This is a genomic window from Acinetobacter sp. YH12205, from assembly GCF_013418125.1.
Taxonomy (GTDB): Bacteria; Pseudomonadota; Gammaproteobacteria; order Pseudomonadales; family Moraxellaceae; genus Acinetobacter; species Acinetobacter towneri.
The window spans coordinates 205,822-230,481 of sequence record NZ_VPCQ01000002.1 but is presented as its reverse complement, the minus strand read 5'-3'; the positions used below and the strand labels follow the sequence as shown (position 1 = coordinate 230,481).

The window sequence follows — 24,660 nt, the reverse complement described above, 5'->3', positions numbered from 1 at the left end:
TGTACGTTCACTCTTTGCCAAAAAAACAGTATGCTTAGACCTGTAAAAAGGAGCATTCATGTATCAGGTACTTGCGCGTAAATATCGTCCTCGTAATTTTAATGAATTGGTGGGACAAAACCATGTATCACGGGCATTGACCAGTGCTTTGGAACGTGGGCGTTTGCACCATGCTTATCTTTTTACGGGAACACGTGGTGTAGGTAAAACTACCATTGCGCGTATTTTGGCCAAATGCCTGAACTGTGAAACAGGCGTGACATCTACCCCATGTGAAGTGTGTCCGACCTGTACTGCGGTCAATGAAGGTCGTTTTATTGATTTAATCGAAATTGATGCGGCGTCACGTACTAAGGTTGAAGACACACGTGAGTTGCTCGATAACGTACCTTATGCACCGACTCAGGGACGTTTTAAGGTTTATCTGATTGACGAAGTGCACATGCTGTCTACGCATTCGTTCAATGCTTTGCTAAAAACTTTGGAAGAACCGCCTGAGCATGTGAAGTTTCTGTTTGCGACCACAGACCCACAAAAACTCCCTATTACTGTGATTTCGCGCTGTTTGCAATTTACTTTGCGTCCATTGCAGGTCGATGAAATTACCAGTCATTTAACGGATATTTTAGCCAAAGAACAGATTGTTGCAGAGCAAGATGCAATTTGGCAGATTGCTGAATCTGCGCAAGGTTCTTTGCGTGATGCGATGTCTTTGACAGACCAAGCCATTGCTTATGGTCAGGGTGAAATTCATCATCAAGATGTCAAAGACATGCTGGGCTTGATTGATCGCACCATTATCTATGATTTGATTTTAGCGATTCATCAAAACCAACAGCAGCGTGTGAGTCAGTTGTTATTACAATTTAGACAGCAAGCTTTAGATGTGTCTTTGGTGTTGGATCAGTTAATTTCGACACTGCATGAATTGGCAATCATGCAATATCTGCCAGATTTAAACCTAAAATACAGTGCTGAAATTAATCAAAAAATTCAGCAGCTTGCGGGTCTGATCTCTGCACAAGATTTACAGTTGTATTATCAAATTGCTTGTAAAGGACGCGCCGATTTACAAATTGCCGTAACCCAAGAACAAGGCTTTGAAATGTGTGTACTGCGTTTACTGGCATTTCGACCTTTGCAAGCCAATGAAGTGTTGGTTGCTGCGCCACAAAATACTGCACAAACAGCGGCTTCCCAGCCAGTTGCTCAAATGGAGCAAACTCCACAAGCTGTGGCAACTCAAAATACAGCACAAGCGGAACAGCATGTAACTGAATTAGATGCGGTTGCAACACCTGATCTTGATGGATTTGACTATGAGGATGACGATTATTCAGATCACACCACGACACAAACCAGTGTTGCAGAACCTTCTTCAGATGATTTTTTAGATGAGGATGAGCCTGAAGCTTTAACACATCAAGATCAACAGTCGATTCAAGCGCAACAACCGACTCCGCAAGCGCTACACTCAACAGCTGCGATTTCACCAGAATCTATGTCAGAACCTGCAGTGAATGAAGAAACTGCAATACAGGCTGAGGATAAGCAATCTGAATCTATCGTGTTTGATCCAAATGCAGATGCACAATTGTTTGGTTTAGATGAAGATGCCTCATCGGTAAGCACTACATCTGATGTGCAAAGTCATGATGATTTTTTACTGGAAAGTTTTGATGCCGTTGCACCGTTAGGTGATCTTGCTGCATCAGCCGAAACATCGCTAGTTTCATCTACACTACAATCGAATAATGCTTCACCGTCAATTACACAAAATGTAAGTAATGCAGAAACCGCTTTATTTGATTTAGCAGCGACTGAAGTCGAACCGAATGTTGCCAGTGCGACAGCACAACCGCAGCAAACCATAGCATCTAATGCCGATGATCAATTAATGCCGCAGGATATTCTGCGTTTACAGCCGCAAGTTTTAGAAGGTGAGTGGACTTTAGACAAGTGGGAATATTGGTTTAGACACAGCGAGTTGTCACCTGCCGTGCAAGAATTGGCGCAGCATGGCGTAATGACGGGGCAGATTAATGCTGAATCGGTTTTTCATATTCCTGAGCAATATCAGCAGTTATTGACTCAACTGCAACATGCTTTAGAAAGTGCTTTAAAAGAACAGTGGAGTAAAACTCTGTTTAAAGTGCAATATGAAAATGTGGATGACACGACACCGTACATTTTGCAGCAACAGCGCAAACAACGCGCTTATCAACGGGCTGAAAATTTATTGCATCAAGAACCGATTGTGAAAGATATTTTGCAAAACTTTGATGGCGAATTACATAACATTCAGTTGAAATAACCTGTTGTTAGCTTTTGTTTGCAGAATTTTAAGGCTGGGTCAAACCAGCCTTATTTTTTGCTAAGCGCAAGCTGAATCTGTGCTTTTATATGGCTGTAATGCTTCGCGGATGGAGTCAGGAATCGGGCAGTTTTGGCGTGTAATTCGATCTACAAATACATGCACCACTTGTCCTTGTGCAGCGGCAAGATTTTGATTGTTTTTAAAAATTGCCAAATCATAAATTAAGGATGAGTTTCCAATTTTTTGAATAGCAACACCTACTTCAATCATTTCAGGATAGGACAATTCCTGCAAAAAATGACAGGTGGAATTGACCACTAAACCAATACAGGGTGATCGTTTGGGTTCAAAGCCTGCTTTTTGCATCAGTAGGGCATTGGCTGCGCTGTCAAAATAGCTGTAATAAGTGACATTATTGACATGTCCATACATATCGTTGTCTGCCCAGCGAGTTTGGATGGGAAAGAAAAAAGCGTATTGCTCACGGGTTTTGGTGTCAGGTTTCACAAGTTTACCTATATTTTTATCGACGTGGTGTCATGCTTTAATGGGTGGAAATCATCCCAAATAAATGTAGAAAGTTAAATACAGAACGTTAAGCGTAAATGTTAGGCATAAATGGCTTGGTAAATCTGTAACGCATCCTGCATTTGCATTGCTCTCGGGTTGTTTTGCAATAAACGGCTTTGCAGCATCGCATCTTCTGCCAGTTGTGGCAGCATGTTTTCTGCTATGCCTAGGGCACTGAGTTTTAACACCAAGCCACTTTGATCTAAATGATTTTGTAAATGATCAATAAACAAATCACATAATCCATCTGTGCAGCCTTTACTGCGTGGGTCTAACCAACACATCAGTTCTGCATAATACTGTTTGGCTGCAGGCGCATTAAATTTTAAAACTTCGGTTAGTACCAATGCATTGCTATGCCCATGTGAAATATGGAAATGTCCGCCTAAAGGATAGGCAAGCGCATGTACCGCAGCCACAGGAGCATTGGCAAAGGCTTGTCCTGCCAGCATTGAACCAAACAGCATGTTTTGCCGTGCTTGCATATTGCTGCCATCTTCAAGCACTAATTTTAAGTTTTGATCAAGTAAACGCAGCGCATGTTTTGCCAGAAAATCTGAATACGCATTTTTTTTGATTTTAGAAGTATAGGCTTCAATGGCATGTACCATCGCATCTATACCTGTGGCTGCGGTAATCTGTGCAGGTAGATGACGGGTAAAATTGGCATCTAAAATGGCAACATCGGCATATAAAATAGGAGAAACAATGCCTGTTTTACTGGTTGCACCTGTGGTGACAATGGAAATAGGTGTGACTTCTGAACCTGTGCCTGCTGTAGTGGAAACTAGAATGAGCGGTAAACGTGGTGCTTTCGCATTGCCGACACCGTACAAGTCTGACAGTTGTTGAGTTTGTGCAGGATGACTCAGCACGGCAATAATTTTGGCGACATCCATCGCACTACCCCCACCAAAACCTAATACAACATCAATATTTTGCTGTTTGGCAAAATCAACTGCTTCTAACACAATCTGTTCTGCGGGGTCGGCTTGCACATTCGAGTAAATGGCATAGTCCAGTTGCAGTTGCTTTAAAATTTCTAAAATAGGTTGATGTAATTGTTGTTGTAAAATGCCAGCATCGGTGACCAATAACAAACGCTTATAACTCTTTTCGGTTAAAACCGTTTTTAGTTCAGAAATTGAACCCAATCCAGAAATAATGTTGCCAACTGTTTGAAATTGAAAATGCTGCATCGTCTTTATTCCTAATTTTTATACTTAATTCAACATTATTGTAGGGTCACGATATAGGATTCATATCATAAATAACTTAACATAAGACTCTTAAAAATAAAGTAGCTTTGAGGTTGTTTATGTCATCCAAAACGCCATATAAGGTGTTATGTGTTTGTTTGGGAAATATTTGCCGCTCTCCAACGGCAGAAATTGTACTTCGACATTTTTGTGATGAACAACAACTCAATGTGTTGGTAGATTCTGCTGGAACCAGTAATTATCATCCAGGCAAAGCCCCAGATTTACGCAGCCAAAAACATGCGTTCAAACGTGGTTATGACTTATCTACATTGCGCGCGCGTCAGTTACGTATACAAGACTTTGTCGAGTTTGATTTGATTTTGGCGATGGATTTTGAAAACTTAAGCAATATTCAATCTTTAATGCGCCGTGCTGAAGCTGAACTGGGCAGTTTGCGCGCTGAAATAGCCTTAATGAGCGAACACGATCCGCATTATACGCAGCAAGAATTACCCGATCCATATTATGGCGAAGCCGATGGTTTTGAGCGGGTGCTCGATCAATGCGAGTCGAGTAGTCGCGCATGGGTGAAAGTTTTACAACAACAATTTGAATTGAAGGTTTAAGTCATGCACATTCAACACAACATGCAACTCAAACCGTTCAATACGTTAAATTTAGATGCAACTGCATCGCATTATGTCAAAGTTGAAAATATCCAAGATGTGCAGGATGCTTTGGCATTTGCTCAGACAGAACAGTTAAATGTGCTGATTTTGTCGGGTGGTAGCAATATGTTATTGCCTGAACATATTCATGCCTTGGTCATGCACATGGATATTCAGGGCATCGAAAAATGCGCTGAAGATGATGCAAGTATTACCCTAAAAGTTGGTGCAGGACAAGTCTGGCATGATTTTGTGTTATGGAGCACGGAACAAAAATTATATGGTCTGCAAAATCTGGCTTTAATTCCAGGTTTGGTCGGCGCTTCACCTGTGCAAAATATTGGTGCTTATGGCGTTGAAGTCGGTGAGTTTATTGAATCTGTGCAGGTCTATGATCGTGAATGCCAACAATTCAGCTCAATTGTTGCTGCAGATTGTCAGTTTGCCTATCGACACAGTATTTTTAAAGATCATCCCAACCGTTACATCATTACCCATGTGACTTTTAAACTGTTAAAACAGGCTGCGTTAAAATTAAATTATGGCGACTTAAAAGCTGCTGTAGGCGATGAGCAAACTGCTGAAAATCTGCAGCAACAAGTCATTCAAATTCGCCAAAGTAAGCTGCCTAATCCTGCAGAATATCCAAATGTAGGTAGTTTCTTTAAAAATCCTGTGATTTCGACTCAGCAATTTGACCAAATTGCAGCACAATTTCCAAATTTACCCCATTACCCACAGCCGAATGCGCAAGTTAAAATTGCAGCAGGCTGGTTGATTGATCAAGCTGGCTGGAAGGGAAAACAACTGGGTGTGGTGGGTATGTTTCATAAACAAGCGTTGGTTTTAGTCAATTATGCCGATGCCACTTTGGCAGATGTGCAACACACCTATCGTGCTGTGCAGCAAGATGTTTTGAGTCGTTTTGGTATTTCACTAGAACCTGAACCTGTGTTATTTGATGAAACAGGTTTGATTCGTGCACATCAACCGGTAGGTTAAGTGAAGATGAAACAGAATCATTGGATGCTCAGATTGGTACAAATTGCTGCCGTGCTATTTGTATTGTTTGCAGCGTTCATGATTTTTATCTATTCACCTTTTTATTCTACTTTGGTGGTCAAAACGCTGAACACTTTGGTACCTGTAGAAGTGAATCAAGTGGCAGCAAAAAGTCAGCAAATGGCGGCTTTTAGTGATCAAGACAGCTTGGAACCCGGTTCAGATTTATGGATTGCCCGACAAGCTTATTTGAAGCTGATGGAGCAAGAGATTCAATCTGAAAATTCGAAAAATTTAACTTTAATTCAGGCTCGTTATAAAGCCTTACAAGCGCTTATTTTAGAAGAACAAACGCAAAAAAAATTAGCATCTGAGCAAGAGTTGCCGCAAGTCCCATTGTTGGTGTCTAATGCAGCTTCTGAAGCAGTTGTAGAAGACCCATCCGAAAATGTAAAAGCCTTGCTCAATTTGGATAGTCATGAAAATCAGGTACTCATGGAACAATACTTGGAGTTTTTAAGCACTCATAAAATTGCCGAAACCGAAAGTGAGCCTGTAGATGAAGAAATCTTTAAAGATATTGCTTTAATTCAGCAACAAAATATTCCAAAAATACCTGCAAACTCTAAACCTTATGCGATTGTGGTTTTAGGTGGTGGCTTAACTTTAGATGATAATGGCAAAGATATTGTGGTCAATGACTACACACGTTTACGTTTAGAAACGACCCTAGCGGTGGTAAAACAATATCAATTGCCGATTGTACTGAGTGGTGTAGAAGCACCTTATATGCAGCGTTGGTTAAAAAAATATGATGTCGAAGCAAAATTATTAGAAGATCGCAGCATGAATACTTGTGAAAATTCACGTTTTAGTTCTTTATTATTACAAAAAAAAGGGGGGGCGCCGACAGTGATTTTGATTACAGACCGTTATCACATGCCACGCACCCGCCGTTTATTTGCTTTGAATGGAATTGAAACGATTCCAGTCGAGGCTCCCATGCCGACTCAACTGACTGCATGGCGTCCAAGTGAACAAAACTATGATCATAGCCGCCGTGCCAATTATGAAATGCTTGCCACCATTCGGGATGTCTTGATTGGTTCTAGCGCATGTCGCGAGGTGCCATAATGCCTGATATTCCATTTTTAAACCCAAGCGTGTTGAAGCAATTAGATTTGCCAGTGCCGAGTCGGGAAACCACACCACAAATTCTACAACCTTTAAATTTGAATCGTGGTTTTGAACCGAGTGTTGAGTTACAAGCCTATCGACAGCTTTATGGTTTTCATTTGTTGGACTGTGAACATTGGCAAGGCTATGTGCAAATGCCGTTGTTTAAATTGCATGTGCAAATTTTTCAACCCGATTTAAGCAAAACCAAATTTGATCAGGTGCAGGGCACGGTATTTCTACTGCATGGCTATTTGGAACATAGCGGGATTTATCAACCTATCGTCAAAGAATTATTAGAGCAGGGCTTTAGTGTTTTGACTTATGATTTGCCCGGACATGGATTGAGTGATGGTTATCCTGCCAACATCAAAAATTTTGATCATTATCAGCAAGTATTACATGCGGTTTATCAATATGTAAAAAATGCCGATCAATTGCCAAAACCGTGGTTGGGCATTGGGCAAAGTACAGGTGGTGCAATTTGGATGCATCACTTGTTGGAATTTGCTCAGCGCCGTGAAAATCCATTTGTAGAACGTGTGTTGTTGTTATCGCCTTTGATTCGTCCTGCAAAATCGGCATGGTGGCATAACTCTGTTGGTTTGGGCATTATCCGTCGGATTAAGCGTGAAGTGCCGCGACATTTCCGACGCAATAATCATAATCCTGAATTTTTACGCTTTGTGCGTTTAAAAGACCCGCTGCAACCTAGAATGATGGGCATGGATTGGATTTTAGCCATGTCTAAATGGATGTTGGAGATGGAAGAACGTCCAGCTTGCCGTATTCCTGTTTGGTTGGCACAAGGGGCGCAAGATCAAACCGTAGATTGGCGCTACAACATTGAGTTTATTCGGCGTAAATTCCGCCTGCAAACCTTACTCATGTTAGAAGAAGGCTCGCATCAATTAATCAATGAACGTGCGGATATTCGTGCGGCTTTAACAGGGCTGATTCCTGCATTTTTACATGCACATAGCTCTAAGACTTATTATTAATTTATCAACCATCTTTTAAATACGGCTCTACATTTGCTTTGATGCTGTTCTCGGCATCAAAGCATATTTATGCTGCGCTGCTCATTAAAATGTGAAGCGATTTCTAAAATAAAATAGTACTTCACATTTATTTTTTATTTCATGCTCGAGTTTCATGTTTCAGTGCTATGCTCATGTTTATAAAATAAGCTAAATTTGAAAAACTCCTTAATTCTAGGGATAGTGTTTACATCAAAACGATTGATATATTTACAAACATAATCAAGGGGATGAATGATGGCAGAAATGGAAGCGATATTACCCGTACCGGTTTTAATTGTTGAAGATGAGCCTATTATTCAGTCACGTCTTAGAAAAATTTTGCATGATATTGGCTATCAAGATGACATGCTATTTTTCGTGAGTCATCTTAAAGCTGCAATGACGTGTATAGAAGATCATCCGATTGCTTTAGCTTTAGTCGATTTAGGCTTGCCCGATGGCAATGGTAAAGAACTAATCGAACAATTACATTTTAGAGATCCAAGCGCATTAATTTTGGTGATTTCTGCATGGAGCACCCAAGACAGCTTATTTTCTGCAATTCAAGCAGGTGCAACAGGCTATGTGCTTAAAGAACGTGATGATGCTGAAATTATTATCGCAATACGCAGCATTTTAAGAGGTGGTGCACCGATAGACCCATTTATCGCCCGTGAAATTTTATCGCAAATTTCACATCAAAAATTACCCGTGCTGACCGAAGATTTATCAGATCGCGCCGATGCTCAAGCATTCAACTCACATTATGAACAGCTCACCAATCGTGAATTAGAAATTTTAAATCTGGTGGCGCAGGGCTTAAGTAACCGTGAAATTGCTGAGCAATTATTTGTGTCGCGTTATACCGTTGAAAGTCATATTAAACATATCTATCGGAAGTTGTCGGTCACTAAACGCACTAAGGCTGTCAGTACCGCTAGAACTTTAGGTCTTTTATGATTCAAAGGCTTTGGCAGTGTGGTTTGGGCGTGTTGTTATTGTTCTGTGCGTGGCAAAGCTATGCGCAGCAAGTGGTGTACCCAATTAATCAGTACTGCAATGTGCATGTACTTTCAATCAGCTCTGCCAAAACAGCATCACATAATAAAAAACCTGAAACGGGTTGGGAAAATGTTCAACTGCCCGACGTTTGGGATGATCGCTGGAAAAATTATAATGGTGGGGCGTGGTACAAAATAGAGTGGGAGTGGTTTTGTGAGCGTGATCATCGTTTAAATCAACCCATCGTTTTTGCACTGAATTTTTTAAATAGTGCAGGGGCAGTTTATCTGAATCAAGATTTACTTTGGGCAAGTCAACATTTAGAAGAGCCTTTGTCAAAAAACTGGAATATGCCACGTTACTGGATTTTACCTATTTCAGGCTTAAAACAAGGTAAAAATCAAATATTGGTCTATGTAAATGGATATGCATTTCAAAATGCGGGTATAGGAAAAATAAGTTTTAATAATGTGCATAACAATATTGAACAGCACCAGCAAAGTATATGGAATAAACGTACTTTATTTGAAATTAATGCGATTTTATCTGCCACTTTAGGCATTTTATGTTTGGTTATTTGGCTGTTTTTACGCCGTGATCAGAGTTTTGGTTGGTTCGCGTTGAGTTGCATGTTCTGGTTATTATTTATTTCTCATTTTTTAACCACAGAAACCTTTCCATACCCAAGTGTATTGGTGGCATCTCAAGCCAATTTAAGCTTTTTTATCCTCTATGTTTTAGCTTTTAGTCTGTATTTAATTAGGTTTGTCAATCAACGCTTGCCAATATTGGAAGAAAGTATTTTTATTCTGAGTTTAGCGGTAATCGTTTGTGTGTTTTTAACACCCTTAGATTATGTCAAACTGGTATTTGGGATTGTCTTTTTAAGTTATGCCAGCTTACTAGTCGTGGTTTATTTTTATTTGGCGTATTTAGCGTATAAATCCCCAAAAACAGAAGTATATCTGCTGCTATTTTGTTTAACCTTGATTGGCTTTTTTGCGGGTGTAGATGTATTTCGTTTAAGTAATGCGGCAACGGCAAGTTTATATCAGCCATTATCACCGTATACCTCGCCAGTAATTACTTTATTTATTGCGATTATTTTAGGCATGCGCCTAAAAAGAAATATTCAAAAAATTGAGAAATTTAATCAAGATTTAGAGCTTAAAGTTTTTGAAGTCAGTGATGATTTAAAACGCAGTATGTCAGAAAAGCATTATTTAGAATTGGAAAATGTGCGTTTGCAAGAGCGGATTCATCTATCGCATGATTTGCATGATGGTTTGGGTGCATCTTTGGTACGTTCCATGATTATGGTCGACCAAAGCGAACAGAACATGAGTAATCAGCAGTTCTTATCTATGCTGAAATTACTGCGTGATGATTTACGTCAAATTATTGATAGTGGTTCTTCCATTGGTTCTAAAGTGCCTGAAAATCCTAAAATTTGGGTTGCGCCAGTACGTCATCGTTTTAGTCAATTGATGGATGAAATGGATATTCATTCCAAGTGGGATTTTCCAAATGAATGGGTGATTGAGCCGAATTCGTTACAGTGCTTAACTTTGATGCGGGTATTAGAAGAAAGTTTAACCAATGTGATTAAACACAGCCAAGCCAAGCATGTATCCGTCAGTATGCAATTTGTACCGCCTAAGCAATTGGTACTTAAAATTCAGGATGATGGTGTAGGTTTTGAAGCCAATAGCGTGCTTGAACATGGCATGAGTATTGGGATGCGCAGTATGAAAATGCGTTTAGAACGGGTTGGAGGGCAATTAAAATTAAATTCGACACCTGGCTATACGTTAATTCAGGCAGTTTTAACTTTAGATCCCGCTTATCTAAATTCCCCAAGATGAATTGATCATCTTGAGGGGGCTGAAACGAATATTTTAAGCGTCTTCAGCAGGTAACAACATTAAAATGGATTCATTGAGCAGTTGTACCAAATCTTCCAAAATATTTGCGTCGTAAAGGTTTTCATCGAGCAGCACGCGTTCACCATTGGCAATTTTTTGCAGCGTAGGGATAGATGCTTCTGCGACACAAATCGCTTCACCATTCGCCCAAAATAAAACTTCATCTAGCTGATTTGCATAAAGTAGGCGAGAGGCGGGTTCCAACATGATTTGATAACCCTGATCTAGCGCATCTTCTAAATCGCCTACACCTATTTCATCTACTTCAGGAATATTTTCAGGATATTTCGGTTCAGACATTAAGCTTAAAATCGCATCATCCAACACCGATGAGTTTTGTAAACGCGCCCACAATTCTGCTTTCAGATAATCCAATTCTGTCGCAGTCATTTCGCCAATTTGGGTATTTTTTTTACGAACAAGGTCTTGTAGTGGCGTGCGTAACATTTCATCGGCAGAGAATTTATCGCTCACTCGATCCATCATTTCACTAATATTCGGCATGCGGAAACCGAACGAGAACGTCAGACAATCATCTTCCGCCACGCCATAATGTGCCAAACCCGGTGGCACATAGAGTAAATCGCCAGGTGCAAGAACTTCATCAAAATTGACCTGCATTTCAGGCAATAATTTTAACGGTTGTCCTGCGACAAATTCAGTTTCAGCATCACACATTTGCCCAAGTTGCCAACGACGATGTCCATAGCCTTGTAGCAAAAACACATCGTAGAAATCAAAATGCTGACCTACAGAGCCGCCTTTAGGGGCATAAGACACCATTATGTCATCACGTCGCCATTGCGGAATAAAAGGAAATTTTTTCCAAAGTTCAGCGAGATCAAAAGAGTAATGATCAACGGCTTGTACCAATAGCGTCCACAACTTTGGCATTTTTTGAAAATCAGCCTTAATGAGCGGTGATGATTTCACAGTCCATTGATTTGGATCGCGATCTTTTTGTTTGATTAAACGGGCAGTCACATCTTCTTCAAGTGCCAGTTCCATTACATCACTAGGTTCAAGTAGGTTGGCAATTTCTGGGAGTGCATTGCGTACCAAAAGTGGTTTTTTTTGCCAATATTCACTTAGGAATTGTTCTGCGGTAATTCCGCCCAAAACATCTAAAGGTTGCGACATAAAATAGCCTAAGCAAGTTTTATCAATAATCTCAATATTGTCTGATTTGTCGCTGCAAAGGGCAAGGTGATTTATAGTCTTTATAAATATTCACGGCTGTTAAATTACACAGTTTTAAACTTAAGGAACCTGAATATTCAGCATTCTTAACATGCGGCATAACTGAATCATCGGCAGACCCATCAAAGTAGTTTGGTCATTGCCTTGCATGGCTTCAAACAGACTAATACCTAAACCTTCGCACATAAAACTACCTGCACAATGTAGCGGTTGTTCCTTTGCAACATATCGTGCAATTTCATTGTCGGTTAAGTTGCGGAATTTAACGGTGTAGTGTTCTACAACTGTTTGTTCAAAGCCTGTAGATTGCTGCTGCACACTCAGCGCAGTGCTGAAATAAACCGTTTGACCTGAATTGGCTTGTAATTGTTGTATGGCTTTTTCTGAAGTGAGCGGTTTACCTATAAAAATATCTGGCTGCTGTTCACGCCATGCCACTTGATCTGAACCAATTACAATCGCATTAGGATATTGCTGCGCAATATAGTGTGCCTTTTCAAAAGCCAAGCGTTGCGCTAAATCATCTGCGTGCAATTCACCCTGCGCAGATTCATCAATATCAGGAGAAATTGACTTATAAGCCAAATGCAGACGATTCATCAATTGCTGACGGGTTTGGCTGCTAGACGCTAAAATAATTTCAGGATGTTGCATCAGATCATCACACCGCATAATCCATCAAAATATCTAAAGGCACATAAGACAATACGGACTGATGACAGGCTTGAATTTTAATTGGTGGCGCTTGACCTGCCTGATAGGCTTCAACCCAACGAGTGACGCAAATACACCAAAAATCACCCGGCTGTAAGCCGTTAAAACCAACTTCTGGCACTGGCGTAATTAAATCATTGCCAATTTTTTGCGAGAAATTTAAAAAATCAGAGGTCATTTGCGCACAAACGGTGTGCTGACCTAAATCGGTTGGGGCGGTATGACAAAAACCGTTACGGAAATATCCAGTAATAGGATCAAAGCAACAACTGGCGAGAGGTTTGCCCAAAACATTTAAACGATTGATATTTGGATCGGGATGAATAGACATAAGTGCGAGAAAGATGGTAGCTTTTCTCTATCATAATCAAAACTTTTGCTTTAAACAGCAATTCTACAAAAGTTGCTAACCTTTTTCTGCATAATCATTTAAAATCGTGGCGTTTTGATATCAATAAAGTGAGCTATACATGAACTTTCAGCGTATGACTGACCTCGATTTAGCAGGTAAGCGTGTCCTTATTCGTGAAGATTTAAACGTACCTGTTAAAAATGGTGTGATCACCAGCGATGCACGTTTACGTGCGGCATTGCCAACGATTCAAGCTGCTGTTGCCAAAGGTGCAGCAGTGATGGTGTATTCTCACTTAGGTCGTCCTGTTGAAGGTGAGCCAAAAGCTGAACAATCTTTAGCACCTGTAGCTGCGTATTTAACCCAAGCATTAGGTCAAGATGTTCAACTGATCACTGACTATTTAGATGGTGTAGACGTTGCTCCTGGTCAAGTCGTTTTATTGGAAAACTGCCGTTTTAACCACGGTGAAAAGAAAAACAACCCAGAACTTGCCGCTAAATATGCAGCATTGTGTGATGTATTTGTGATGGATGCATTTGGTACCGCGCACCGTGCAGAAGCCTCTACTGAAGGCGTTGCACGTTTAGCACCAGTGGCAGCAGCAGGCCCATTATTGGCTGCGGAATTAGATGCTTTGGGTCGTGCCTTAAAAACACCTGAAAAACCAATGGTGGCGATTGTTGCAGGTTCTAAAGTATCGACTAAGTTAGATGTATTGACTTCATTGTCTGATATTTGCGATCAATTAATTGTAGGCGGTGGTATTGCCAATACTTTCCTTGCTGCAGCAGGCTATAACGTGGGCAAATCATTATGTGAAAATGATTTGATTGACACTGCCAAAGCAATTGCCGCAAAAGTTTCTGTACCACTGCCAACCGATGTTGTAGTTGCAGATGCCGCTGAAATTAATTTTGAAGATTTCTTGGGTTCATTGGCAGCAGCGAAAGCAACTGTGAAAAAAGTTGAAGATGTTGCAGACAACGATATGATTTTAGACGTAGGCCCAGAAACTGCAAAAGCATTTGCTGAAATTTTAAAAACTTCAAAAACAATTCTTTGGAATGGCCCAGTGGGTGTATTTGAAGTTGATCAATTTGGTGAAGGTACGAAAGCACTTTCATTGGCGATTGCAGAATCTGCAGGTTTCTCTATTGCAGGCGGTGGTGACACTTTAGCTGCAATTGACAAGTATGAAGTTGCAGACAAAATCGGTTATATCTCTACAGGTGGAGGTGCATTCCTTGAATTTGTAGAAGGTAAAACCTTACCTGCAGTTGCGGTATTATTAGAACGCGCTTAAATCTAGAAAATTTATCAATAATTTTTAAAAAGGTTGACTTCGGTCAACTTTTTTATATTTATGTCATGCCGTAGTCATCAAAATGTCATAAATATGCAATAAACTGTAGTAAATGAATGACCTAACTGTAGGAAATGACGATGATTCAAAAACTAACACTTGCTGCTTTAATTGCTGCATCTTTAGCCTTGACTGCTTGTGCAAAAAAAGAAAGCGCACCTGCGACTGAAACTGATGCATCTTCTGCAGTTGTAGATAACGCTCAAGTTACACCAGAACAACAAGCTGCAATCGACGCAATTGACCAACCAATCTTGGATGAAGGCAACACCGATATTCCTGAAGACGTTGCAAATGCACCTGCTGACGTTGCGACTGCAGACACAGAAGTTGCTGCTTCTGAAGCGCAATAAGTGCTGAAAAACGACAAATTGTAGTAATTTGTTTAAAAGTCCCTGCTTTTGCAGGGACTTTTTTTTGAAAAAGGCGATTTGTTGCTGAATTGAAACAAATCACAGGGTAGAATAACCAACATTATTTGGGAGGATATTATGGCTCTTATTTCATTGCGCCAGCTCTTGGATCATGCCGGTGAACATGCTTACGGCGTTCCAGCGTTTAACGTCAACAACTTAGAACAAATGCGCGCAATTATGTTAGCCGCAGATGCAACCAATTCACCTGTAATTGTTCAAGCTTCGGCAGGTGCGCGTAAATATGCAGGTGCGCCATTCTTGCGTCACCTGATTTTGGCTGCAATTGAAGAGTGGCCACATATTCCAGTGGTTATGCACCAAGACCACGGTACAAGCCCTGATGTATGTCAGCGTTCGATCCAACTAGGCTTTTCATCAGTAATGATGGATGGTTCTTTGGGTGAAGATGGTAAAACACCAACGTCGTATGAATACAACGTCGAAGTGACGCGTCGTACTGTGCAAATGGCGCATGCGTGTGGTGTATCGGTTGAAGGTGAGATTGGCTGTTTAGGTAGTCTTGAAACAGGTATGGCAGGTGAAGAAGATGGCGTGGGCGCAGAAGGCGTACTTGACCACTCTCAATTGTTAACATCTGTTGAAGAAGCACGTAGCTTCGTTGCAGATACTAATGTGGATGCTTTAGCGATTGCTGTTGGTACTTCGCACGGTGCATACAAGTTTACTCGTCCACCTACAGGCGATATTCTTGCAATTGACCGTATTAAAGAAATTCATGCTGCGTTGCCAAATACACACCTTGTAATGCACGGCTCTAGCTCTGTACCACAAGAATGGTTGGCGGTGATTAACCAATACGGCGGTGACATCAAAGAAACTTATGGTGTACCTGTTGAGCAATTGGTTGAAGCAATTAAGCATGGTGTGCGTAAAATCAACATCGATACAGATTTACGTTTAGCTTCTACTGGTGCAATGCGCCGTATGATGGCAGAACAACCAAGCGAATTTGACCCACGTAAATTCTTCGCAAAAACTGTAGATGCAATGAAACAAATTTGTATAGACCGTTATGAAGCATTTGGTACTGCAGGTAATGCAGACAAAATTCGCCCAATTTCTTTAGAGAAAATGGTTGAACGTTACAAATAATTCTTAATTTAATTAAGAACTCGAAAGCCCACAGTCCTTGTGGGCTTTTTACTGATGAGTCCACAACTTCCAATCAAGAACAAAAACAATCCTCGAGCGTGTCATGGAACTGATTGTAGCCGCAGCCTTTTGTAGTGTACTGGTCTCTATTTTATTAAAAGTCTGCAAAACGCAGGGTTTTAACCCCATGCAGATGATTACATGGAATTATGTCAGTGCCAGTGTGTTGTGTTTTTACTGGTTTAAACCCAACTTGGGCACGATCTCAATCCAACATACGCCGTGGTGGCTCATTATTAGTTTGGGTGTGTTGTTGCCCAGTGTCTTTTTAGCATTAGCAAAATCGTTGGACAGCGCAGGTATTTTAAAAACTGAAATTGCACAGCGTTTGTCAGTGGTTTTGTCTTTAGCAGCCGCTTATTTTATTTTTCAGGAAAATTTTAGCCAACTGAAAATTGTGGGAATCGCGCTTGGGATTATCGCGGTCTTATGTATTTTGTATTCGCATCGTGCTGCAGGGCAGTCTGCTAAAGCGCAACAAGGCATCTTATATTTGAGCTGTGTTTGGCTGGGTTATGCACTGATTGATGTTTTGCTTAAATACAGCACAGGTTTAGGACTGCAATTTGCAGTTGCGCTGAATTTGATGTTTGTATGTGCTTTTGTTTTGGCGATGGCTTATATCTTAATCCGCGATAAAAGCATGGGCAGTATGCAAAATATCAGTGCAGGTTTAATTTTGGGTGCACTGAATTTTGCCAATATTGCCTTGTATGTCAAAGCTCACATGCTGCTCAAAGACAGCCCTGCAGTGGTATTTGCAGGGATGAATATTTTAGTGGTGCTATTTGGCGTGATCAGTGGAGTATTGTTCTTTAAAGAAAAGCTGAAAAGCACGACCACTATTGGGCTAGGCTTGGCATTGCTTAGTGTGCTTTGCCTCGCTTATGCCATGACGGTTTAAGATAACTCAACATAAAGCGAAAAGGATGTCGCAATAAATCTGCAGTTTCTGCAAGACCATGCAGCATTGTGGTTCTATCGCAGATCGGGCAGCGCAGGGTTGGATAGCTTGGTTTGGCTTGATATAAATACAGTTTTTTACAACGTCGGCATTCTAGTTTTAGCGGCATTAAATTGAGCATCATACACCTCATTTTTATTTTTGATAGAGATTGAGTACAGATTGCAAATATAGATAAAGCAAAATTCAGACCAAAAAATAGGGACAAATTTTGTCCCTAGTGTTATCGCATGTTTGTTTTACAGTTGCGTGAAAATCTCGCGTTTATCAAGGCGTGATTTTGGCAGTTTGGCATTAAAATCTTGTTCACTACGATAGCCTAAACACAATAAAACCGAAGGAATCAGTCCTTGCTCAGTTAGTTGCAGTTCTTGAGTTAAAATTGCTTCATCAAAACCACCAATTGGCGTTGCGTCAATTCCTTCAATGCCTGCAGCCAAAAGCATTTGTCCGAGTGCAATAAAGGTTTGATTTTCTGCCCAACGCTGAATATCGCCTTTTTCATTGCGGTAGTAATCGACATAACCTGTGCGGCTGTCTTTCTGACCTTGTTTAGCGGCTTCATCTTTAAAGCGTCCACTAGCAGCATCCTGATTAAGCAGGTTTTCTAAATGTAATTCGCTAATGTCAGCTTTGGTGCAAAATAAAATGGTATGCGAAGCATCTAAAACTTTAGGGGCGTTATAGGCGTACTTTCCAACTAAAGCTTTAGCAATACGTTGTTTGGCTTCAGGGCGATCTGCAATAAAAAAATGCCACGGCTGAATATTAATGGAAGATGGTGCTAAACGCAGAATTTCTAATAAACGCTCAAATTGTTCTGCAGGAATAGTGCGACTCGCATCATAGGCTTTGGTCGTATAACGAGTTTGTGCAACGTTGAGCAAATCCATGAATCATCTCCATTTAAAGACTATATTTGGGGCAGGTGTGCGCCAAAAGCTTAACATGCCTCGCTATGCTAACGGAATGAATCCATGTGCTATTTATGCGGTTAAGATGAGATGAGCACGACATAAACATCTTTAAACTTAGTGTTAAATTCAATCATGCAAGACGTTTTCACTATTGGTTGTTTATAGCAAATAGGCGTTAAATATAAACTTGAGCATGGTGCATCCCAAAGGTGTATGGATGGAATATATCAATTATTTTAAGCGTAAATTAAAAACTCAGCAGCAAATTGGCTTATGGGTAGGTTTAGCAGATGCGTATGGCACTGAAATTGCCGCCAATGCAGGCTATGACTGGCTTTTAATTGATGGGGAACATGCACCGAGTGATTTAAGAACCACTTTGTCACAATTACAAAGTATTGCGGCTTATCCCTCTCAAGCGGTGGTGCGCCCGCCGATTGGCAGTGTGCAACTCATTAAACAACTGTTGGATATTGGCGTACAAACTTTGCTGATTCCTATGGTTGAAAGCGTTGAACACGCTGAGTTGATGGTCAAAGCGGTACGTTATCCACCTGAAGGTATTCGCGGCGTAGGCGCAGCTTTAGCACGTGCAACTCGCTGGAACAGTATTCCAAATTATTACGCGACAGCGCATGAAAATATTTGTTTGCTCATTCAAATTGAATCGGTCACAGGTTTAGAAAATCTGGATGCTATTTTACAAGTCGATGGGATTGATGGGGTGTTTATTGGTGCGGTGGATTTATCTGCCACGATGGGTTATGAAGGCAATCCGAACCATCCAGAAGTACAAGCCGCTGTGGTCGATGCGATTCAACGGATTCGTGCAGCAGGCAAAGCAGCAGGGATTTTATCGACCCAACATGAAGTGACACAAAAGTATTTGGATTTAGGCACAGAATTTGTGGCAGTTGGGGTAGATACCAGTGTGTTGATGACTTCGCTGCGTGAGTTGTTGGCTAAATATAAAGCTGATGCCGAAGTGATTAAAACGGAAGGTGGGTATTAATCTGCTAGCTGAAGAGATTTTGGCTAAAGAGGTTTTAGTTAGCTATGTTTAGCTAAGTACCTTTAGTGTTGTATCTATTATTTTTATGTAAAGATGTTGCGCTTAATAGTTCCAATGACTCAGTTGCCAAGTTGCTAAGGCTTGATTTGGTTCAACTACTAAAATTTGTGCAGCATCTGCGCGCCAATCGCCTAATACAATTCTAGGTTTGCCGTGTTCATTGTGAATATTTGGACGATGCGTATGCCCATGAATTAACACATCTGCATGCTGCAAGGCTTGTGACACAGCATCTGCATTTACGTCCATGACGTCATAACTTTTGACTTGATTGGCTTGCTGACTTTTTTTGCGGAAACCTTGTGCAAGTTTTTGCCGAAAAGCCAAAGGTGTTTTCTTTAAAATCCCTAAAATGATGGGATTGCGAATGATTTTACGGAATTTTTGATAGGACACATCATCGGTACACAGTGCATCGCCATGTTCTAAACGTACCTGTTGAGAACCAATATGCAGCGTGTACACATCGGGCAGGAGTTGTCCTGAAAACTGATCTAAAAATTTCTGACCCAAAGCGAAATCACGATTGCCGACAATAAAGTAAATTTGATTACCTGCTTGGCTAAATTGCTTTAAACGTGCAACAACTTCATCGAGCCACGCTGCGGTGTAATCATCGCCAATCCATGCATTAAACCAGTCGCCTAAAATATACAGTTGGGTGTTTTTATTTTGATAAGCGTCTAGCAAATCTAAAAACCCCCGAACAAGTCGAGGGTGATTTGGTGACAAGTGTAAATCTGCGATAAACAGATAGGTCACGAATTATTCCTTGGAATCTCCCGAAATCCCTCTTTTAAAAGAGGGATTTCTCCTCCCTAAACGAATTTTAAAGCAGTACTTTAAAATGATGTGCGTAAGCGAGGTCGGGTAAGATTCTTATTCAGCAATGATTTTTGCAGATTCAATCACCACATTTTCTAGTGGAACATCTGCGTGATAACCACGGTTGCCAGTACGCACGCCTTTAATAGCATCTACAACGTCCATACCTTCAACAACTTTACCAAACACGGCATAACCCCAACCTTGTGCAGTTTTGCCTGTGTGGTTCAAGAAAGAGTTATTTTTTACGTTAATGAAGAACTGTGCAGAAGCAGAGTGAGGTGCTTGGGTACGAGCCATTGCAATTGTACCAACATCGTTGCTTAAGCCGTTGTCTGCTTCGTTTTCAATCGCATCACGTGTTGCTTTTTCTTTGAAGTTTTCATCCATGCCACCGCCTTGGATCATGAAACCATCAATAACACGGTGGAAAATTACGCCGTCATAAAAACCATCACGAACGTATTCTAAGAAGTTAGCAACTGTAATTGGTGCTTTTTCAGCGTTCAATTCTAAAACAATACGACCTTTATTGGTGTTTAATTCGACTTGAGGAAAACTCATTGTGTAATCTCCTAAACATGGACACGAATGCCATGGGTTTTTTGGTTGAGAGAAGCATAAGCAAACTGTAAACTACAAGGCAAGTAAAAACGTTATTTTCTTTGTTAAAAACAAGGAAAAGCGTTCTAATGGGTGATGTATGCTTCACTACTGAAGTTTCTGTAACCTAGTTTATCCAATTTTATTTTAGAAGTGATTTTATTGCTATGAAGCCAAATGATGTTGTTGCATCTCTGCCAAACACCCCGACACCAAGTTCAAATGCCTCTGTCGATGCTGTGCAGCAAGAACAACAGCCGGGCTTAGACTTTATACGTCAAGTCATTACCGATGATATTGCGGCGGGTCGCACTCAGCAGGTGGTGACACGTTTTCCACCTGAGCCGAATGGTTATTTGCATATTGGTCACGTGAAAGCAATTTGCTTGAACTTTGGCATCGCACAAGAATATCAAGGGGTGTGTAACTTACGTTTTGATGACACCAACCCAGATGCAGAAGAACAAGAATATGTTGATGGTATTGCCAATGACGTGAAATGGCTGGGTTTTGAGTGGAATGGCGAACCACGCTATGCATCAAGCTATTTCGATCAATTATATACATGGGCAATTCAGCTGATCGAACAAGGCGATGCTTATGTCGATTTGCAAACCCCTGATGAGATTAAGCTCAATCGTGGTTCTTTTGTAGAGCCAGGTAAAAATTCGCCATATCGTGATACGCCAGTAGCAGAAAACTTGGCTTTATTTGAAAAAATGCGCAATGGTGAATTAGGCGAAGGTCAGGCAGTACTCCGTGCCAAAATTGATATGGCTTCACCAAACGTACACATGCGTGATCCGATTTTGTATCGTGTTTTACATTCATCGCATCACCAAACGGGCGATAAATGGAAAATGTACCCAATGTATGATTATGCGCATCCATTATCAGATGCCATTGAAGGCATTACTCATTCACTATGTACTTTAGAATTCCAAGACCATCGTCCATTCTATGATTGGGTGGTGGAAAAGGTGAAATCCGAGGCTGTGCCGCGTCAGTATGAATCTAGCCGTTTGAATATTGATTACACCATCACATCTAAGCGTAAATTGCGTAAATTGGTTGAAGGCGGTTTTGTGAATGGTTGGGATGACCCACGTATGCCAACAGTGGTAGGTATGCGTCGTCGTGGCTTTACACCAGAAGGTTTGCGTGATTTCTGTAAGCGTGTAGGTGTGTCAAAGTCGGATGGTATTGTGGATGTGGCAATGCTTGAATATTGCATCCGTCAATCTTTGGAAAATACTGCAGCGCGTGGCATGGCGGTGTTGAATCCACTTAAAGTGACTTTGACCAATTTGCCTGAAGCACTGGATTTAGTCCATGCACGTCATCCAAATGTAGATATGGGCGAGCGTAGCATTCCACTGACTTCTGAAATTTATATTGACCGTAAAGACTTTGAAGAAGTGCCGCCTAAAGGTTTCAAGCGTTTAGTGCCAGAAGGTGAGGTGCGTCTACGCCATGCTTATGTAATCAAGTGTGATGAAGTGATTAAAGATGCCAACGGCGAAGTTATTGAGCTGAAATGTTCAATTGACCCTGAAACTTTGGGCAAAAACCCAGAAGGTCGTAAAGTCAAAGGCGTGATTCATTGGGTATCTGCAAGCAAAGGCGTTGCGGCAGAAGTTCGTTTATATGATCGCTTATTTACTGAGTCTGATCCAGAAGTGGGTGATGATTTCTTGGCGAATTTAAACCCCGAATCGTTGACTGTGGTACAAGCCATTGTTGAACCTGCATTGGCAACAGCACAACCAGAAGATCGTTTCCAATTTGAACGTGAAGGTTATTTTGTTGCAGATCAGTATGATCACAGTGCGGAAAAACCAGTGTTTAACCGCATTTTAGACTTAAAAGACAGCTTCAAACCTGGCAAGTAACACCTTATTTAAGTTTTAGCTTGCAACTTGAAAGCCCAACTTGATCAATTCAGGTTGGGCTTTTGGTTTTATCTATTTGAGGTTTATAGAATATTTTGTGAGATATACAGTGTCGCTAAAATGACTGCGATTAGCGGTTTTTATGCTGTTCCTGCTTCATCAGGATTTGCGGTAACTGCATTTTGGCTTTATCGCGTAGTTTCTTCTTAATATAGAGCACTAAAGCAAAGCAAGTGGTGGTCAGGGTCAGCATCATACTGTTCATATAACTCATCAATGAACTGACATAACCAATGGTGGTTAAACGATCCATCATCTTAAATACTTGCGGGCTGCTTTCCACACCTGTAATTGCCCAAGTGCATAAATGTTCACAGTTATTCATAATCAGATGATAATTGTTTTCATGCATTCTGGAGCGCATACGGCGTACCACTTTGCGGCCTTTATACTTGGGCGCATGATACGACTGCACAATAATATTTTTGCCGTGACTAAACTTTTCAATACTGGTCATTTCAATCGGGTGTTTTTTAAAAAGATGTGCAAAACCCGAATAGTGAATCACGCGACCACGCCCAGCATAGATACCATGATGGCTATAGCCGAAGTGTTTCACAATTAAATGTGCCCCTAAAGGAAATCGTGTTTTCTGCTTGAGCATCGTACGCTTGACCAATAAAGTAACATGAGTAGAGAAAAGAAATCAGGTTTTATAGTGTACTGCGTCTGAAGCAAATATGCGATAACCCATTCAGTTATATGCACAATTTGTAACATAGCAGGTATGGAGATGATAATGTTTTGTTCTCGGTGGAAGTGCTTATTGCTCTGTTATTTATTCTGCACGCCTACTGCACAAGCGGAAATTCGCGCATGGACGGTTAACAACAGTAAAATCAATGCAGATGTGGTGGAAGTGACACAGTTGTCACAGTTAGGCTTATATCTGAAAGATCGGCAAGGGAAACCATATCTGCAAATTTCACAACTACAAAAAAATCTACAGTCTTGTGAAAACATGCAATTTGCCATGAATGCAGGCATGTTTCATCCAGATTATTCGCCTGTGGGTTTGTATGTGGAACAAGGACGACAACTTAAAAAGCTGAACCGACAGCAACAGGGATGGGGGAATTTTTTAATTCAGCCCAATGGTGTACTGGCGTGGAATCATCAACGGGTGTTTTTAGGAACAACCCAACAATATGCCAATCAAGCGTTCAAAGCGCAGTATGCGACACAGTCTGGCCCAATGTTAGTTATTAATCGCCAGTTAAATTCACGTTTTTTGGCAGACAGTACTTCTTATAAAATTAGAAATGGGGTTGGGTTAAAAGACCAAAGCCTGTACTTTGTGATTAGCAAGACGCCCGTAACTTTTCATCAATTTGCCACCTTTTTTAAAGATGAGCTGCAAACGCCAAATGCCTTGTATTTAGATGGTTCGATTTCTACAGCGTATATTCCGCAATTACAACGTCATACTCATCCACATCGCAATTTAGGTCCAATTTTAGCTTATATAGATCATCAAGGCTGTAAACCCTAACATTGGAATTTGGTTTTGGCTTGGCTGAATTTATTGTCCAATAAAACCTAAGGCTGTGCCTTGCATCCTGCAGATTTTGACTGCTTCTTCGCTTTTCATTTGTTTGACTTCATTTTCAAATTGCTTTTTTTGTTGTTTAAGTTGCTCATCTGAAATACCCATGTTTTTAGCAAAACTTTCCATTTTCTCCCAAGTTTCGGCACATTCTTTCGGCATTGGGCTACAGGCTGTTAAACTTAGGCTGAGTAGGGCAAGACAGCTAAGGCTAGTTTTTTTCATTGTCATTTTCTCTGTTTGAATAATTCGAATTTATTGGTGTAATGATTATGTGTAGAAATATTAGCGCATGATTATGAAGATATGATTGACTGCGTTTGAAAAGATTAGCGTTTTTGTGCAAGTTCAAGCACGTGTCGCGATTTATAAAATTTATCGTTCTAATATATATGCAGCCATTAAAAAAGGCACTTAGTTCAACTAAATGCCTTTTTTATCATATTCCATTACTGGAATGGTAGATGCTGGAGTTCATTTAACTCTTTGCGGCTATAACCTCGCGAAGCGAGAACCTTCTTAATCCCGATAATGACATCTTCATCTGTGGCTTTGGTTAAAGCTTCGAGAAGTTGTTCATTTGTCTTGCAAGAGCAATCATTTTCAACACAAGCAATTTGATTTTTATGCTCGTTTTGCTGTTCTGTAGAGAACAACTTTTGCCAAAAACTCATAG

General features: G+C 40.7%; 26 protein-coding genes. 14 read left to right on the top strand and 12 right to left on the bottom strand.

Features of this window, described 5'->3' with window-relative positions; translation table 11 throughout:
* Nucleotides 1–58: 58 nt before the first annotated feature.
* The gene (dnaX, locus tag FTU92_RS03475; protein ID WP_004973273.1) at nucleotides 59–2,314 is read left to right on the top strand and encodes a DNA polymerase III subunit gamma/tau; all 2,256 of its coding nucleotides are present in this window, start codon (nucleotides 59–61) and stop codon (nucleotides 2,312–2,314) included.
* Nucleotides 2,315–2,374: 60 nt separating this feature from the next.
* Here the strand turns inward: dnaX and FTU92_RS03470 are convergent, their stop codons facing one another.
* A complete protein-coding gene (locus FTU92_RS03470) occupies nucleotides 2,375–2,824 on the bottom strand; it encodes a thioesterase family protein (protein WP_004973275.1) in 450 nt (149 codons plus the stop codon).
* A 101-nt stretch (nucleotides 2,825–2,925) separates the two neighbouring features.
* Nucleotides 2,926–4,086: an iron-containing alcohol dehydrogenase gene (locus tag FTU92_RS03465; protein ID WP_180095637.1), complete on the bottom strand. Its 1,161-nt coding sequence runs from the start codon at nucleotides 4,084–4,086 to the stop codon at nucleotides 2,926–2,928.
* Nucleotides 4,087–4,205: 119 nt separating this feature from the next.
* Here FTU92_RS03465 and FTU92_RS03460 point away from each other — a divergent pair, with 119 nt between their 5' ends.
* The 6 genes from FTU92_RS03460 to FTU92_RS03435 all read left to right on the top strand — a co-directional run bounded on the left by FTU92_RS03460 (nucleotide 4,206) and on the right by FTU92_RS03435 (nucleotide 10,824).
* Nucleotides 4,206–4,715 (top strand): low molecular weight protein-tyrosine-phosphatase, encoded by a 510-nt coding sequence (locus tag FTU92_RS03460; protein ID WP_004973278.1) that lies wholly within the window; start codon nucleotides 4,206–4,208, stop codon nucleotides 4,713–4,715.
* 3 nt (nucleotides 4,716–4,718) lie between these two features.
* Nucleotides 4,719–5,759, top strand: a complete 1,041-nt coding sequence (murB, locus tag FTU92_RS03455) for a UDP-N-acetylmuramate dehydrogenase (RefSeq protein ID WP_180095635.1) — start codon at nucleotides 4,719–4,721, stop codon at nucleotides 5,757–5,759.
* Between the two features lie 6 nt (nucleotides 5,760–5,765).
* Nucleotides 5,766–6,893: a YdcF family protein gene (locus tag FTU92_RS03450; RefSeq protein WP_004973281.1), complete on the top strand. Its 1,128-nt coding sequence runs from the start codon at nucleotides 5,766–5,768 to the stop codon at nucleotides 6,891–6,893.
* Nucleotides 6,893–7,936 carry an alpha/beta hydrolase gene (locus FTU92_RS03445; RefSeq protein ID WP_096900878.1) on the top strand — a complete coding sequence of 348 codons (1,044 nt, stop codon included), beginning with the start codon at nucleotides 6,893–6,895 and terminating at the stop codon, nucleotides 7,934–7,936. The genes FTU92_RS03450 and FTU92_RS03445 overlap by 1 nt, the downstream gene beginning before the upstream one ends.
* 276 nt (nucleotides 7,937–8,212) lie before the next feature.
* Nucleotides 8,213–8,917: a response regulator transcription factor gene (locus tag FTU92_RS03440; protein WP_180095633.1), complete on the top strand. Its 705-nt coding sequence runs from the start codon at nucleotides 8,213–8,215 to the stop codon at nucleotides 8,915–8,917.
* The gene (locus FTU92_RS03435; RefSeq protein WP_178318678.1) at nucleotides 8,914–10,824 is read left to right on the top strand and encodes an ATP-binding protein; all 1,911 of its coding nucleotides are present in this window, start codon (nucleotides 8,914–8,916) and stop codon (nucleotides 10,822–10,824) included. The genes FTU92_RS03440 and FTU92_RS03435 overlap by 4 nt, the downstream gene beginning before the upstream one ends.
* 33 nt (nucleotides 10,825–10,857) lie before the next feature.
* Here FTU92_RS03435 and FTU92_RS03430 read toward each other — a convergent pair whose 3' ends face one another.
* The 3 genes from FTU92_RS03430 to FTU92_RS03420 all read right to left on the bottom strand — a co-directional run bounded on the left by FTU92_RS03430 (nucleotide 10,858) and on the right by FTU92_RS03420 (nucleotide 13,129).
* Nucleotides 10,858–12,024 carry a cupin domain-containing protein gene (locus FTU92_RS03430; protein WP_154320704.1) on the bottom strand — a complete coding sequence of 389 codons (1,167 nt, stop codon included), beginning with the start codon at nucleotides 12,022–12,024 and terminating at the stop codon, nucleotides 10,858–10,860.
* A gap of 120 nt (nucleotides 12,025–12,144) precedes the next feature.
* Entirely contained in the window at nucleotides 12,145–12,738 is a 594-nt protein-coding gene (locus FTU92_RS03425; protein WP_136144482.1) for a nucleoside triphosphate pyrophosphatase, read from the bottom strand.
* Between the two features lie 7 nt (nucleotides 12,739–12,745).
* Nucleotides 12,746–13,129, bottom strand: a complete 384-nt coding sequence (locus tag FTU92_RS03420) for a DUF2237 family protein (protein ID WP_180095631.1) — start codon at nucleotides 13,127–13,129, stop codon at nucleotides 12,746–12,748.
* Between the two features lie 139 nt (nucleotides 13,130–13,268).
* On the opposite strand from FTU92_RS03420, the gene FTU92_RS03415 reads away from it, so the two are divergent.
* The 4 genes from FTU92_RS03415 to FTU92_RS03400 all read left to right on the top strand — a co-directional run bounded on the left by FTU92_RS03415 (nucleotide 13,269) and on the right by FTU92_RS03400 (nucleotide 17,009).
* Nucleotides 13,269–14,456 carry a phosphoglycerate kinase gene (locus FTU92_RS03415; protein ID WP_004973295.1) on the top strand — a complete coding sequence of 396 codons (1,188 nt, stop codon included), beginning with the start codon at nucleotides 13,269–13,271 and terminating at the stop codon, nucleotides 14,454–14,456.
* A gap of 140 nt (nucleotides 14,457–14,596) precedes the next feature.
* Complete coding sequence (locus FTU92_RS03410; protein WP_131260911.1) at nucleotides 14,597–14,869, top strand: hypothetical protein; 273 nt, start codon at nucleotides 14,597–14,599, stop codon at nucleotides 14,867–14,869.
* A 138-nt stretch (nucleotides 14,870–15,007) separates the two neighbouring features.
* Nucleotides 15,008–16,045: a class II fructose-bisphosphate aldolase gene (gene fba, locus FTU92_RS03405; protein WP_004973298.1), complete on the top strand. Its 1,038-nt coding sequence runs from the start codon at nucleotides 15,008–15,010 to the stop codon at nucleotides 16,043–16,045.
* Nucleotides 16,046–16,148: 103 nt separating this feature from the next.
* Nucleotides 16,149–17,009, top strand: coding sequence for a DMT family transporter (locus FTU92_RS03400; protein WP_178865732.1), 861 nt, complete (start codon nucleotides 16,149–16,151; stop codon nucleotides 17,007–17,009).
* Here the strand turns inward: FTU92_RS03400 and FTU92_RS03395 are convergent.
* Together FTU92_RS03395 and nfsB are read right to left on the bottom strand one after the other, a co-directional pair.
* Nucleotides 16,972–17,193: a hypothetical protein gene (locus FTU92_RS03395; protein WP_081402487.1), complete on the bottom strand. Its 222-nt coding sequence runs from the start codon at nucleotides 17,191–17,193 to the stop codon at nucleotides 16,972–16,974. The two genes, FTU92_RS03400 and FTU92_RS03395, sit on opposite strands and share 38 nt — an antisense overlap.
* Before the next feature lie 115 nt (nucleotides 17,194–17,308).
* Nucleotides 17,309–17,962 carry an oxygen-insensitive NAD(P)H nitroreductase gene (nfsB, locus tag FTU92_RS03390; protein WP_004973304.1) on the bottom strand — a complete coding sequence of 218 codons (654 nt, stop codon included), beginning with the start codon at nucleotides 17,960–17,962 and terminating at the stop codon, nucleotides 17,309–17,311.
* Between the two features lie 241 nt (nucleotides 17,963–18,203).
* On the opposite strand from nfsB, the gene hpaI reads away from it, so the two are divergent.
* Nucleotides 18,204–18,998, top strand: coding sequence for a 4-hydroxy-2-oxoheptanedioate aldolase (hpaI, locus tag FTU92_RS03385; protein WP_096900940.1), 795 nt, complete (start codon nucleotides 18,204–18,206; stop codon nucleotides 18,996–18,998).
* Between the two features lie 102 nt (nucleotides 18,999–19,100).
* On the opposite strand, the gene FTU92_RS03380 is transcribed toward hpaI, so the two are convergent.
* Together FTU92_RS03380 and FTU92_RS03375 are read right to left on the bottom strand one after the other, a co-directional pair.
* Nucleotides 19,101–19,820, bottom strand: a complete 720-nt coding sequence (locus FTU92_RS03380; RefSeq protein WP_096900870.1) for a UDP-2,3-diacylglucosamine diphosphatase — start codon at nucleotides 19,818–19,820, stop codon at nucleotides 19,101–19,103.
* A gap of 117 nt (nucleotides 19,821–19,937) precedes the next feature.
* Nucleotides 19,938–20,447 carry a peptidylprolyl isomerase gene (locus FTU92_RS03375; protein ID WP_004973310.1) on the bottom strand — a complete coding sequence of 170 codons (510 nt, stop codon included), beginning with the start codon at nucleotides 20,445–20,447 and terminating at the stop codon, nucleotides 19,938–19,940.
* Between the two features lie 206 nt (nucleotides 20,448–20,653).
* Here FTU92_RS03375 and FTU92_RS03370 point away from each other — a divergent pair, with 206 nt between their 5' ends.
* Complete coding sequence (locus FTU92_RS03370) at nucleotides 20,654–22,378, top strand: glutamine--tRNA ligase/YqeY domain fusion protein (RefSeq protein WP_154320707.1); 1,725 nt, start codon at nucleotides 20,654–20,656, stop codon at nucleotides 22,376–22,378.
* A gap of 130 nt (nucleotides 22,379–22,508) precedes the next feature.
* Here FTU92_RS03370 and FTU92_RS03365 read toward each other — a convergent pair whose 3' ends face one another.
* Nucleotides 22,509–23,042, bottom strand: a complete 534-nt coding sequence (locus FTU92_RS03365; RefSeq protein WP_096900868.1) for a lecithin retinol acyltransferase family protein — start codon at nucleotides 23,040–23,042, stop codon at nucleotides 22,509–22,511.
* Between the two features lie 135 nt (nucleotides 23,043–23,177).
* Here FTU92_RS03365 and FTU92_RS03360 point away from each other — a divergent pair, with 135 nt between their 5' ends.
* Nucleotides 23,178–23,930: a phosphodiester glycosidase family protein gene (locus tag FTU92_RS03360; RefSeq protein WP_225530198.1), complete on the top strand. Its 753-nt coding sequence runs from the start codon at nucleotides 23,178–23,180 to the stop codon at nucleotides 23,928–23,930.
* A 30-nt stretch (nucleotides 23,931–23,960) separates the two neighbouring features.
* Here FTU92_RS03360 and FTU92_RS03355 read toward each other — a convergent pair whose 3' ends face one another.
* Both FTU92_RS03355 and FTU92_RS03350 read right to left on the bottom strand, forming a co-directional pair.
* On the bottom strand, nucleotides 23,961–24,209 hold the full coding sequence (locus FTU92_RS03355) for a hypothetical protein (RefSeq protein ID WP_004973320.1): 249 nt from the start codon (nucleotides 24,207–24,209) through the stop codon (nucleotides 23,961–23,963).
* 224 nt (nucleotides 24,210–24,433) lie between these two features.
* The gene (locus tag FTU92_RS03350) at nucleotides 24,434–24,658 is read right to left on the bottom strand and encodes a hypothetical protein (protein ID WP_004973321.1); all 225 of its coding nucleotides are present in this window, start codon (nucleotides 24,656–24,658) and stop codon (nucleotides 24,434–24,436) included.
* Nucleotides 24,659–24,660 lie beyond the last annotated feature (2 nt).

Bases quoted from the DNA above. Each gene is read 5' to 3' on its own strand.
- FTU92_RS03445 (WP_096900878.1), top strand. From the start codon at position 6,893: ATGCCTGATATTCCATTTTTAAACCCAAGCGTGTTGAAGCAATTAGAT.
- FTU92_RS03375 (WP_004973310.1), bottom strand. From the start codon at position 20,447: ATGAGTTTTCCTCAAGTCGAATTAAACACCAATAAAGGTCGTATTGTT.
- nfsB (WP_004973304.1), bottom strand. From the start codon at position 17,962: ATGGATTTGCTCAACGTTGCACAAACTCGTTATACGACCAAAGCCTAT.
- FTU92_RS03370 (WP_154320707.1), top strand. From the start codon at position 20,654: ATGAAGCCAAATGATGTTGTTGCATCTCTGCCAAACACCCCGACACCA.
- FTU92_RS03440 (WP_180095633.1), top strand. From the start codon at position 8,213: ATGGCAGAAATGGAAGCGATATTACCCGTACCGGTTTTAATTGTTGAA.
- FTU92_RS03425 (WP_136144482.1), bottom strand. From the start codon at position 12,738: ATGCAACATCCTGAAATTATTTTAGCGTCTAGCAGCCAAACCCGTCAG.
- murB (WP_180095635.1), top strand. From the start codon at position 4,719: ATGCACATTCAACACAACATGCAACTCAAACCGTTCAATACGTTAAAT.
- FTU92_RS03460 (WP_004973278.1), top strand. From the start codon at position 4,206: ATGTCATCCAAAACGCCATATAAGGTGTTATGTGTTTGTTTGGGAAAT.
- fba (WP_004973298.1), top strand. From the start codon at position 15,008: ATGGCTCTTATTTCATTGCGCCAGCTCTTGGATCATGCCGGTGAACAT.
- FTU92_RS03430 (WP_154320704.1), bottom strand. From the start codon at position 12,024: ATGTCGCAACCTTTAGATGTTTTGGGCGGAATTACCGCAGAACAATTC.
- FTU92_RS03360 (WP_225530198.1), top strand. From the start codon at position 23,178: ATGTTTTGTTCTCGGTGGAAGTGCTTATTGCTCTGTTATTTATTCTGC.
- hpaI (WP_096900940.1), top strand. From the start codon at position 18,204: ATGGAATATATCAATTATTTTAAGCGTAAATTAAAAACTCAGCAGCAA.
- FTU92_RS03355 (WP_004973320.1), bottom strand. From the start codon at position 24,209: ATGAAAAAAACTAGCCTTAGCTGTCTTGCCCTACTCAGCCTAAGTTTA.
- dnaX (WP_004973273.1), top strand. From the start codon at position 59: ATGTATCAGGTACTTGCGCGTAAATATCGTCCTCGTAATTTTAATGAA.
- FTU92_RS03450 (WP_004973281.1), top strand. From the start codon at position 5,766: ATGAAACAGAATCATTGGATGCTCAGATTGGTACAAATTGCTGCCGTG.
- FTU92_RS03465 (WP_180095637.1), bottom strand. From the start codon at position 4,086: ATGCAGCATTTTCAATTTCAAACAGTTGGCAACATTATTTCTGGATTG.
- FTU92_RS03350 (WP_004973321.1), bottom strand. From the start codon at position 24,658: ATGAGTTTTTGGCAAAAGTTGTTCTCTACAGAACAGCAAAACGAGCAT.
- FTU92_RS03420 (WP_180095631.1), bottom strand. From the start codon at position 13,129: ATGTCTATTCATCCCGATCCAAATATCAATCGTTTAAATGTTTTGGGC.
- FTU92_RS03395 (WP_081402487.1), bottom strand. From the start codon at position 17,193: ATGATGCTCAATTTAATGCCGCTAAAACTAGAATGCCGACGTTGTAAA.
- FTU92_RS03435 (WP_178318678.1), top strand. From the start codon at position 8,914: ATGATTCAAAGGCTTTGGCAGTGTGGTTTGGGCGTGTTGTTATTGTTC.
- FTU92_RS03410 (WP_131260911.1), top strand. From the start codon at position 14,597: ATGATTCAAAAACTAACACTTGCTGCTTTAATTGCTGCATCTTTAGCC.
- FTU92_RS03415 (WP_004973295.1), top strand. From the start codon at position 13,269: ATGAACTTTCAGCGTATGACTGACCTCGATTTAGCAGGTAAGCGTGTC.
- FTU92_RS03400 (WP_178865732.1), top strand. From the start codon at position 16,149: ATGGAACTGATTGTAGCCGCAGCCTTTTGTAGTGTACTGGTCTCTATT.
- FTU92_RS03365 (WP_096900868.1), bottom strand. From the start codon at position 23,042: ATGCTCAAGCAGAAAACACGATTTCCTTTAGGGGCACATTTAATTGTG.